Annotated in this window: 9 protein-coding genes and 1 pseudogene; 6 read left to right on the forward strand and 4 right to left on the reverse strand. The window is 70.2% G+C overall.

Features of this window, described 5'->3' with window-relative positions:
- Window positions 1-248, forward strand: a pseudogene (locus G6048_RS50550) (IS200/IS605 family accessory protein TnpB-related protein); the annotation flags it as partial.
- 60 nt (window positions 249-308) lie between these two features.
- On the forward strand, window positions 309-1,289 hold the full coding sequence (locus tag G6048_RS43350) for a WD40 repeat domain-containing protein (protein ID WP_165345110.1): 981 nt from the start codon (window positions 309-311) through the stop codon (window positions 1,287-1,289).
- A gap of 112 nt (window positions 1,290-1,401) precedes the next feature.
- Here the strand turns inward: G6048_RS43350 and G6048_RS43355 are convergent, their stop codons facing one another.
- Window positions 1,402-2,190, reverse strand: coding sequence for a TetR/AcrR family transcriptional regulator (locus G6048_RS43355; protein ID WP_165345111.1), 789 nt, complete (start codon window positions 2,188-2,190; stop codon window positions 1,402-1,404).
- Between the two features lie 124 nt (window positions 2,191-2,314).
- On the opposite strand from G6048_RS43355, the gene G6048_RS43360 reads away from it, so the two are divergent.
- The 3 genes from G6048_RS43360 (at window position 2,315) to G6048_RS43370 (ending at window position 4,904) form a co-directional block, all read left to right on the forward strand.
- Window positions 2,315-3,373 (forward strand): ATP-binding cassette domain-containing protein, encoded by a 1,059-nt coding sequence (locus G6048_RS43360; protein WP_165345112.1) that lies wholly within the window; start codon window positions 2,315-2,317, stop codon window positions 3,371-3,373.
- Window positions 3,370-4,194: an ABC transporter permease gene (locus G6048_RS43365; RefSeq protein ID WP_165345113.1), complete on the forward strand. Its 825-nt coding sequence runs from the start codon at window positions 3,370-3,372 to the stop codon at window positions 4,192-4,194. Before G6048_RS43360 ends, G6048_RS43365 begins: the two co-directional genes overlap by 4 nt.
- A 161-nt stretch (window positions 4,195-4,355) precedes the next feature.
- On the forward strand, window positions 4,356-4,904 hold the full coding sequence (locus tag G6048_RS43370; protein WP_328828694.1) for a GNAT family N-acetyltransferase: 549 nt from the start codon (window positions 4,356-4,358) through the stop codon (window positions 4,902-4,904).
- A 389-nt stretch (window positions 4,905-5,293) separates the two neighbouring features.
- Here G6048_RS43370 and serC read toward each other — a convergent pair whose 3' ends face one another.
- From serC to G6048_RS43385, 3 genes are all read right to left on the reverse strand, one after another.
- A complete protein-coding gene (gene serC / locus G6048_RS43375) occupies window positions 5,294-6,412 on the reverse strand; it encodes a phosphoserine transaminase (RefSeq protein WP_165345115.1) in 1,119 nt (372 codons plus the stop codon).
- A 155-nt stretch (window positions 6,413-6,567) separates the two neighbouring features.
- The gene (locus G6048_RS43380) at window positions 6,568-6,930 is read right to left on the reverse strand and encodes a hypothetical protein (protein ID WP_165345116.1); all 363 of its coding nucleotides are present in this window, start codon (window positions 6,928-6,930) and stop codon (window positions 6,568-6,570) included.
- 102 nt (window positions 6,931-7,032) lie between these two features.
- Window positions 7,033-8,361, reverse strand: a complete 1,329-nt coding sequence (locus G6048_RS43385) for an MFS transporter (protein WP_165345117.1) — start codon at window positions 8,359-8,361, stop codon at window positions 7,033-7,035.
- A 393-nt stretch (window positions 8,362-8,754) separates the two neighbouring features.
- Between G6048_RS43385 and G6048_RS43390 the strand changes: the two genes are divergently transcribed.
- Window positions 8,755-10,528, forward strand: a 1,774-nt coding sequence (locus G6048_RS43390) for an ATP-binding protein (RefSeq protein WP_328828699.1), incomplete at its 3' end; no start/stop codon positions are given.

The raw sequence follows: 10,528 nt of genomic DNA on the forward strand, positions 1-10,528 counted from the left end.
CTGCGGGAGTTGGCGGCACGGCACCGCCCCACCCCGACCGGAGTGATCGTGGTGGGCATCGGACCGTCCAGGCCCGACCGGAGACCCGAAGGCGTGAGGAACCCCGCCCCCACTTTCCCGGACCGCGCACCGGATGCGCGCCGCCCGGCGGTGGAGCGAAAGCGGGTGACCAGCGGGCCCAACACCGTTCGGGGCACGCGACTGAGCATGAGTCCTGGCACCAGGACTCACTCCCGCTCAGTCTTTAGGAACGGTGTGAAGCTGAACACCGTGCGTGTACGCCGGGCGGGGATGGCACGCTTGGGGTCATGCGCCGTTCGCTGTCGTTCCTCGCCTCAGCCCTGCTCGTCCTCGCGCTCGGCGCGCCCGCCGTCGCCGCCGATGGCGACGACGGCTCCGAGGGGTTCACGATCAAGGATCCGGGGATCACCGAGTCCAGCGGTCTCGCCGCCTCCCGCCAGCACAAAGGGATCTACTGGACCCACAACGACCAGGACAAGGGCGCCTACCTCTACGCCATCGACAGCAAGACCGGCGACACCGTCGCGAGGATCACCATGACGGGCGTGGGCACCCCGCGCGACATCGAGGCCATCTCCATCGGCCCGGACAACGAGATCTACGTCGGCGACATCGGCGACAACGACGGTGTGGAGTGGTCCTACGTGTGGGTCTACCGGCTCCCCGAGCCCAAGCAGCTCAAGGACCAGACGGTCCAGGCCACGCAGTACGTGGTGAAGTACTCCGACGGACCCCGCGACGCCGAGTCGCTCGTCGTCCACCCCAAGACCGGGCGCGTCTACATCATCGACAAGCTGGAGGACGGCGGGCACCTGTACGACGGGCCGGCGCAGCTCTCCTCCTCCGGCACGAACGTCTTCAAGCCCGTCGCCCCCATCGACCTGTGGACCACCGACGCCGCTTTCTCGCCCGACGGCGGGCAGCTCGCCGTACGCGGCTACTTCGGCGGGATCGCGTACGACTGGAACGACGGGAAGCCGAAGCGACAGGGCCGGCTGAGCGTGCCGCTCCAGGGGCAGGGCGAGTCGGTGACGTACACCCCGGACGGGTCGACGCTGCTGTACGGGACCGAGGGGGAGCAGAGTTCCGTCGAGGCCGGCAGTGTCCCCGGTGCGGAAGACAGCAAGTCCCCCTCGGGGGACGGGAGTTCGGCCGCCGACGGCGACGGTGCCGGGTCGAACGACAACCTCGAGAGGGTCGCCATCGCTCTCGGTGCCGGGCTCGTCCTCCTCTACGGGCTCAAGCGGCTGCTGAGGCGGAGGTCCTGAGCACCCGGTCACCTGGACACCAACCGGGCACGACCGGGTGGAGGGGTCAGCGCGGGCGGCGACGACCATGTGACCGAACTCTCCGAACTGCCCAACCGGCGTCGCCTGTTCGTCACTCTTTGCCGCGCCGGGCTTCGCTGCCTGCGGCCTTGCCGCGACGGGCGACGAGCGATTCCAGCCCGTCCAGGATCCGCTGGAGCCCGAACTCGAAGTGGTCGAAGTCGTAGCTGAAGGCGTCGTCGCTGAGCGAGGCGAGAACGGGGTAACGGCCGGTGGCCAGGACCTTCTCCAGAACCGGGGTCTGAGCCCCCCAGAATTCCGCGTCCGTCAGGCCCGACTTCCGCTCCGCCTCCTTCCCGTACAGCTGAGTGCGGGCCGCCCCGACGACGTACCCCTCGATCATGACGATCGCCGAGATCAGCTCGGGGTCGGTCAGGCCCATGTCCTTGATACGGGCGAGCACCAGTTCCAGGCTCTCGACGGCGCCCGGGCCGAGTACCGGACGGGTCTGGTTCACCTGCAGCAACCAGGGGTGGCGCCGATAGAGGGCGAGGGTCTCGCGGCCCAGGGCCGCCAGGGTCGCGCGCCAGTCCTCGCCGAGCGCGGCCTCGTCCCCGGGGCGCTGTACGCGGTCCAGCATCAGGTCGAGCAGCTCGCCCTTGCCGGGGACGTAGCGGTACAGGGACATCGTGCCGGTGCCGAGCTCCGTGGAGAGCCGGCGCATCGAGACGGCCTCCAGGCCCTCCGTGTCCGCGATCTGGATGGCCGCTTCCACGATCCGGTCGAGTGTCAGTCCCGGTTTGGGGCCGCGGCTCGGGCGTTTGCCCGTGTCCCACAGCAGGTGGAGGGTGCGGACGATGTCTCCGCTGCCACTGGTGTCCGGACCCGACGTGCTCGCCATGTGCTTCAGGATAATCCCTTGGACCGGAAACTGGGTACGGTGTACTCTCAAAAGAGTACGGCGTACTCAGTTTTGGGTTGCGGGAGGGATTCAGGGTGGTTCGGGAATCACGGGAGGGGTGCACATGAGCGGTTACGCGGTCCGGGCCGAAGGGCTCGAGAAGAGGTACGGGGAGAAGCGCGCACTGGACGGCTTCGACCTGGCGGTGCGGGAGGGAACCGTCCACGGCCTGCTCGGGCCGAACGGCGCGGGCAAGACCACCGCCGTCCGCATCCTGTCGACGCTCATCAGGCTCGACGGCGGGCAGGCCCAGGTGGCCGGTCTGGACGTGGCACGGCAGCCGCGGGAGGTACGGGCCCGGATCGGCCTCACCGGTCAGTACGCGGCCGTGGACGAGGTGCTGACGGGGCGGCAGAACCTCGAGATGTTCGGCCGGCTGTTCCACCTGGGCGGACGCAGGGCGCGGCTGCGGGCCGGTGAGCTGCTGGAGCAGTTCGACCTGGTCGACGCGGCCGACAAGGGAGTCGGCAAGTACAGCGGCGGCATGCGGCGCCGCCTGGACCTCGCCGCCTCGATGATCCTCACCCCGACCGTGCTGTTCCTCGACGAGCCGACCACCGGGCTCGACCCCCGCGGTCGCGGTGAAGTCTGGGAATCCGTACGGGCGTTGGTGACCGGCGGCACCACTGTGCTGCTGACCACGCAGTACCTGGAGGAGGCCGACAAGCTCGCCTCGCACATCACCGTCATCGACCAGGGCCGCGCCATCGCCGACGACACCCCGGACGGGCTGAAGAACACGGTCGGCGGCGACCGCATCGAGGTGGTCCTCGCCGAGCGCGCGGACATCGCCCGCACCGTGAAGGTCATCGCCAAGGTCTCCGACGCCGAACCGGAGACGGACGAGAACGAGTTGAAGGTGCACGCACCGGTGACCGACCGGGTCTCGGCGCTCACCGAGGTCGCGCGGACCCTTCAGGACGAGGGGGTCCAGGTGGAGGACATCGGGCTGCGCAGGCCGAGCCTCGACGACGTCTTCATGCGCCTGACGGGGCACCGTACGGACGTTTCCGAGAACCCGCAGGACCCCCAGGACCCCCAGGACCCTCAGAACCCCAAGGACTCCAAGGACTCCAAGGACTCCAAGGACTCCAAGGACTCCAGGAAAGGGGCGGCGGCATGAGCGCGCTCGACCTGACGACCGGAGAGAACAGCCACGGTCGTGTCTACTGGGCCCTCGCCGACTGTTGGAACGTCGTACGCCGCGGCCTCACCCACTACCAGCGCCAACCGGTCAACATCGCCTGGATGCTGGGCTTCCCGATCCTCTCCGTCCTCCTCTACGGGTACGTCTTCGGCAGCGCGATGAAGGTGCCCGGCGGCGGGGACTACAAGGACTTCCTGATGCCCGGCATGTTCGTGATGACGATGGCCTTCGGCTTCATCAACACCGCGACGCTCGTCGTGTACGACTCCACGAACGGCGTCATCGACCGCTTCCGCTCCATGCCCATGGCGCCGTCCGCGGTCGTCGCCGGACGCGGTGCCACCGATCTGATCATGGCCTGCGCGGAGTTGACGATCCTGATGCTCACCGCGGTCGCCATGGGCTGGCGGCCGGACGGCGGTCTGGACTTCCTGCTCGCCTTCGGCCTGCTGCTGTGGCTACGCCTCTCACTGATCTGGCTCGGCGTGTGGCTCGGCCTCCTGGTGCCCAACCCGGAGGCGGCGGGCGGTCTGTTCGCGGTCGCCTTCCCGCTGACCATGATCTCCAGCATCTTCGTCGCACCCCAACTGATGCCGGACTGGCTGGGCTTCGTCGCGGCCTGGAACCCGATCTCGTCGACGGCCGCCGCCACGCGCGAGCTGTTCGGCACCCCGGTCGGCAGCGGCGACGCGTGGGTCGAGCAGCACGCGCTGCTGATGTCGGGCCTGTGGCCGGTGATCCTGACGGCGATCTTCCTGCCGCTGGCGGTACGGCGCTTCCAGAAGCTCAGCAGATGATTTCGGCGGTACGGAGATGGGGGCGCCCGGCACGGGAAAGTGCCGGGCGCTTCACTTACGAGCGCCAGTACGTGACCCAGCCGTGAGCAACTCGCGCCATGTTCTTGGCTGGTTGCGCATCCGTACCCCTGTGGCTCTATGCCCTGTGTTCCTATTCCGGAGTGAACATCGAGAACTCCAGGGCGCCTGATGAGAAGAGGCCGAGCCGCTGCGTCCGGCGGCGGGCCGATGGCGATGCCGAGGAGTGCGTACGGGTCCTCGCGGAGGTCCACGCACGCGACGGCTATCCGGTGAACTGGCCGGATCAGCCCGGCGAGTGGCTGTCACGCGGTCCCCTGCTGGGCTCCTGGGTTGCCGAACTCGAAGGCGGCCTGGTCGGGCACATCAGTTTGTCGCAAGGCGACGAAGGCGATCTGGCTCCGATGTTGTGGAGCGAGCGGAACGGGGCGACGCGGGGTATGACCGCCGTGGTCAGCAGGCTGTTCGTTGCTCCGCAGGCGAGGGGGCATCGGATCGGTGCACTGCTGATCGGCCAGGCAGTGGAGGAGGCACGGCGTCGTGGCCTGCATCCGGTGCTCGACGTCGTCGCATCCGATACCGCGGCGGCAGCCCTGTATGAGCGGCTGGGCTGGGAGCTGATGGCCACAGTCGAGCAACAGTGGAGCCCACACCAGACGGTGGCCGTCCGCTGTTACGCAGCGTCATCGTGACGTCGCCACTCATGGCCATTCGTTGATGGCCGACCATGTGACGCGGCATTCCAAGGGAGCGGCCCGGTGACGATCAATGAGTCGTGGGAGAAGATCGAGCGGTGGCTGGCACGGTATGCGACTGACGAGGAGCTGCCGGGGCCGGCCAGTCCGGACGACATCGCGAGACTTTCCGATCAGATCGGCGTCCGACTTCCGCCGGATGTCGAGCAGTCGTCGACGGATCTGTCGAGTGGGACATGGACAGTCTTGCCCGCCAGTTCGGGCCCCTTGGCGGCAACCACGGCAACGGCGACGGCTCCTGACGCGCGGGCCCGGCTTACTCGAGCCGCACGACAAGGGCGCCCGGTGATGGTCACCGGGCGCCCTTCAAGGTCGTACGTTTGTGGTCAGAGCCGCTCGATGACGTAGTCGATGCACTTCGTCAGGGCCTCGATGTCCGCCGGGTCGATCGCCGGGAACATCGCCACGCGGAGCTGGTTGCGGCCGAGCTTGCGGTACGGCTCGGTGTCGACGATGCCGTTGGCGCGCAGGACCTTGGCCACGGCGGCGGCGTCGACCTCGTCCGAGAAGTCGATCGTGCCGATGACCTGGGAGCGCTTGGCCGGGTCGGTGACGAACGGGTTCGCGTACTTGAGGTCCTCGGCCCAGCCGTAGAGGGTGCGGGCGGAGGTGGCGGTGCGGCGCACGGACCAGTCGAGGCCGCCCTGGCCGTTGAGCCACTCCAGCTGGTCGTTGAGGAGGAAGAGGGTGGCGAGGGCCGGGGTGTTGTACGTCTGGTTCTTGCGGGAGTTGTCGATCGCGGTGGGGAGCGAGAAGAACTCCGGTACGTGGCGGCCGCTCGCGTGGATCCGCTCGGCGCGCTCGATGGCGGCCGGGGAGAAGACGCCGATCCACAGGCCGCCGTCGGCGGCGAAGGACTTCTGCGGGGCGAAGTAGTAGACGTCCGTCTCGGCGATGTCGACGGGGAGGCCGCCGGCGCCGCTCGTCGCGTCCACGAGTACCAGCGCGCCCTCGTCGGCGCCCTGGACCCGCTTGAGGGGGGCCGCGACTCCGGTGGAGGTCTCGTTGTGGGTGAACGCGTAGACGTCCACGCCCGCCTCGGCCTGCGGGTCCGGGTGCGTGCCCGGGTCGCTCGCGATGACGGTCGGCTCGGCCAGCCAGGGGGCGAGCTTCGCCGCCTTCGCGAACTTGGACGAGAACTCGCCGAAGCTCAGGTGCTGCGACTTGTTCTCGATCAGCCCGTGGGTCGCGATGTCCCAGAACGCGGTGGAGCCGCCGTTGCCGAGGATGACCTCGTACCCCTCGGGGAGGGAGAAGAGGTCGCGTACGCCCTCGCGGACCTTGCCGACGAGGTTCTTGACCGGGGCCTGGCGGTGGGAGGTGCCCATGAGGGACGTACCGGTGGCGGCCAGCGCGTCCAGCGCCTCCGTCCGCACCTTGGAGGGGCCCGAGCCGAAACGTCCGTCGGCGGGCTTGATGTCAGCGGGAATCTGGATCTCAGCCACGCTGGGAGCCTATCCGCTCCCGGAAACCTGGGCGAAACGTCGTCCGTCGGATGAGACGGCGAACCCGGCGTCGGACGTCAGGCGAACGCGCCGGGGTTCGACGACGGGCCTGTCCGGGCCCAGACCCGGACAGGCCCGTACGGACCCAGACAGGGTCAGTAGCGCGTGGGGAACAGCTGGAGCTTGGCCTTGCTGCCGGAGACCGACTTCACCCAGATCTTGAGGTTGTTGAACTGGACGACGCCGCCGGGGCTGGTGCTGCCGGTGAGTGCCCCGCCGGCGGCCGACATCCGTACGGACCGGGAGCTGATGGACGTGATCTTCAGCTTTCCGAACCCGAACTTGTTGCTGTTGACCTTGATGGTCTTGGGCGCCGACACGGTGCCCTGGCACCGCCCGTCGTAGCAGGGCCCGTTGGCGGCCGACGCGGACGGTGTCATCAGGCCGAAGCCCAGTGCGCCCGCCGTGGTCAGCGTCAGGGCAGTCTTCGCGGCTCGCCGGCTCATACGCGTGCTCATCAGTGGACCTCCTGCTTTCAAGTGGGGAATCCGTCCGGCATTTGTAAACCGCCGGCCCTGGGACCCCTCCCGAGGAGGTGGCCGCGCGAGGCGCCCGCGTGCTTACGGAGCTTGCCCCGCGGGCGCGGCCGCCTCACGGGCCTGCCTCAGCCGTGCCGCGTGCTCGTTCGTCCGTACGTCGTAGGTCATGAGCTTCGGGAGGCAGAGGGCCAGGGCCCCTACCGCGGCCACGCACAGCAGGCCGCCGGACCAGATCGAGGTGCGTACGGTCGTCAAGGCGGCCATGGTGCCCGCCCGGACCTGGCCCAGTTGGGGGCCCACCGAGTAGGAGAGCAGCTCGATACCGGCGAGGCGGCCGCGCAGCTCGTCCGGGATCGTCTGGTTCCACATGGCCGCGCGGAAGATTCCGCTGATCATGTCGAAGCCGCCGGCCAGGGTGAGGAAGCCGAGCACCAGCCAGACGTTGTGGGCCGAGCCCGCGGCCACCATCGCCAGGCCCCAGCATGCCGCCGCCAGGACCACCATCCGGCCGTGGCGGTGGACCCGTGAGGTCCAGCCGCTGGTGAGGCTGACCAGGAGGGAGCCGGCCGGGACGGAGGCGTACATGAGGCCGAGGGACCACTCGGCGCCCAGGTCGTCCGCGAGGAACGGGAGAACGGCGAGCGGGAAGGCGAGGAACATGGCGGCCAGGTCGATCGTGTACGTGCCCAGGAGTTCCTTGCGGCTCCACGCGTAGCGCGCGCCCTCCGCGATGGACCGCAGGGACGGTTTGGCCGCCTGGTGGGCGGCCGGTGACGCGGCCAGGCCCAGGGCCAGGACGACCGAGATCGCGAAGGTGGCGAGGTCCGCGGCGTAGGCCCAGCCGAGGCCCGCGTACGCCACGACGAGGCCCGCGACGGCCGGGCCCGCGACACCGCCGACCGTCCAGCGCAGGGAGTTGAGCGCGGCGGCCGCCGGCAGGTGTTCGTGCGGGACGATGCGCGGCACGAGCGCGTCCAGCGCGGGCCGCTGCACCGCGACGAGCGCGGCGGACAACGCGGCCACCGCGTACAGCGGCCACACCATCGGATCCGGCAGCAGCGCGTTGACCAGCAGACCGGCGCTGAGCAGTCCCTGCCCCACCTCGGTCCAGAGGATCAGCTTCCGCTTGTCCAGGGCGTCGGCCAGGGCACCGCCGTACAGCCCGAAGACGATCAGCGGTACAAGCTCCGCGGCCCCGATCGCGCCCACGGCCACCGCGGACCCCGTGAGCTCCTTCATCTGCACCGGAAGCGCCACGAAGGTCAGAAAGCTGCCGAAGTTGGTGACGATTCCGGCGACCCAGAGCCGCCGGAAGTCGGGGGAGGTCCGCCAGGGGGCCAGGTCCGGCAACAGCGCGCGTAAGCGTCCGGCAGCGGGCGGGGGAGAGGGGGCGTCGTCGGAGGTTGTCACGACCTGTCATGTTCGGGCGCGGCTGCCCGCGGAGACAAACGCTTTTCGTGAGCTTCAGCTCGTCGTCGAGGCGCCATGGGTCAGGCATTGATGGCCGACCGGAGGCCGCGGTGGAGTTCCCCACCCGAGGAGGCGCGCCCGCTCCTGACGCCAGGCGGACTGGACCCATCCCCTCCCGTTCGTGCCCGAGTTGTGAAGGCCACTCCCGAACCTTCCCATTACGATCACGAACTCCCATATAGTGACCGCCAGTTGAGCACCAGGTGTCGCTTCCCGCCCAGGACACGACCGAGGACACGATTCATGACCGCGCCCATCCCTCCAGCGCGCCCCAGCACAGATCGGCCGTCCCTCGCGCACCCCAGAGGCGAGCGTCCCAGCCTGCGTGCTGTCGTGCCCGCGCCGTTGATCGCCGCCGTGCCGGCCGCGTTGGCCGTTGTCGGGGCGGTGGTCGCGGCCCCGGAGTCGTTCCGCGTGCCGCTCGCGTGCGGTGCGGGGGCTGCCGCCCTGCTGTTATGCGCCGTCGTCGCCTTCGCGAGCCACGCCACCCAGAAGGCGCGCCTGTTACGGCGCCGGCTCGAAGCGGTGACCGGCGATGCGGGGCGGCTGCTTCAGGAGCGGGCGCGGATCGCCGCGGAGTCCACGCGCGAACAGGCCCGGCTCACCGAGCAGTTCGAGCGTGAACGCGTACACGAGGCTGATCAGTTCGCCCAGGAGAAGACGCGCCTGAGTGCTGAACTCGCCCAGGAGCGCGCCCGCCTCGGTGCGGAGAACGCCCGCCTGGCCGAGGAGTTGCGCCGGACCAGGACCGAGGGCGGCGCCGCCATCTCCGCCGCCGCCAACGCCGCCGGGCGGATGCAGGCCCAGGCCACCAGCATGCTCGCCGATCTGCGGGCCATGGAGGAGAAGCACTCGGACGAGGATGTACTCGCCGACCTCCTCCACCTCGACCACCGCACCGCCCAGGCGGGCCGTCTCGCCGACTCCGTCGCCGTTCTCGCGGGCGCGCGTTCGGGGCGCCGCTGGGCGCGGCCCATCGTCATGGAGTCGATCCTTCGCGGCGCGATGGGCCGGATCGGCGGCTACCAGCGCGTCCGCCTCCACTCGGCCAGCGAGGCCGCGGTCGCCGGACACGCCGCCGAAGGCGTGATGCACGCGCTCGCCGAACTCCTCGACAACGCCGCGAACTTCTCGCCGCCCACCTCCGAAGTACACGTCTACGTAGAGGAAGTACCGGCCGGCGTCATCGTCTCCGTCGAGGACGCGGGCCTGGTCATGGGCGACGTCCAGCTGCGCCGCGCCGAACGCGCCGTCTCCGGTGAGACCACCGAGGTCGGCGGCCTCACCGGTACCCGCCTCGGCCTCGCCGTCGTCGGCCGCCTCGCCCGCAAGTACGGGCTGAAGATCTCCTTCCGCCCCTCCGCGCGCGGCGGCACGGGCGTCCTCGTCCTGATCCCTCAGGACATCCTCGCGGGGCCGGCGGCTCGGGAGCCGGCGCCTGCCGCACTGCCGCGGGGCAAGCCCGGCGTCGAGGTGCAGGTCCGGACCCCTGGGGCGTACGGTCCCGCCGGATCGGTCGCCTGGGAATCCGCATCCGCCTCGACGCGGACGAAGCCCGGCGTCGAGGTGCAGGTCCGGACCCCTGGGGCGTACGGTCCCGCCGGGCCGGCCGCCCCGGAATCCGCATCCGCCCTGGAGTGGACCAAGCCCGGTGCCGAGGTGCAGGTCCGGGGCCCAGGGGCGTACGGCCTCACGGGACCGATCACACCGGAATCCGCACCCGCCTCGCGGCAGACCGAGCCCGAGGGTCAGACTCCGTCCCAGGCTCGGGCCCCTGGGGAGTACGGCCTCACCGAACCCGCCGCACCAGAATCCGCACCCGCCTCGCCGCAGGCTAAGCCCGAGGGTGAGACTCCGTCCCAGGCGCGCACCCTAGGGGCATCCGGCCTCACGGGACCCGCCGTGCCGGAGCCCGCACCCGCCCCGCCGCAGGCCGAGCCCGGCGTCGAGGCACGGGTCCGGACCCCAGGGGCGTACGGACTCACCGGACCCGCCGCGCCGGAGCCCGCACCCGCCTGGCCGCGGACCACGCCAGGGCTCCCGGTGCCGATCCCGGCCCGGACCCCGGAGTCGTACGCCACCGCCCGCGCCCTCCCCGACCTGGACC

The sequence above is a fragment of the Streptomyces ureilyticus genome (genome assembly GCF_011045025.1).
GTDB lineage: Bacteria > Actinomycetota > Actinomycetes > Streptomycetales > Streptomycetaceae > Streptomyces > Streptomyces ureilyticus.

Coding starts and splice junctions, on each gene's coding strand:
- G6048_RS43355 (WP_165345111.1), bottom strand. CDS start 2,190: ATGGCGAGCACGTCGGGTCCGGACACCAGTGGCAGCGGAGACATCGTC.
- G6048_RS43380 (WP_165345116.1), bottom strand. CDS start 6,930: ATGAGCACGCGTATGAGCCGGCGAGCCGCGAAGACTGCCCTGACGCTG.
- G6048_RS43350 (WP_165345110.1), top strand. CDS start 309: ATGCGCCGTTCGCTGTCGTTCCTCGCCTCAGCCCTGCTCGTCCTCGCG.
- G6048_RS43360 (WP_165345112.1), top strand. CDS start 2,315: ATGAGCGGTTACGCGGTCCGGGCCGAAGGGCTCGAGAAGAGGTACGGG.
- G6048_RS43365 (WP_165345113.1), top strand. CDS start 3,370: ATGAGCGCGCTCGACCTGACGACCGGAGAGAACAGCCACGGTCGTGTC.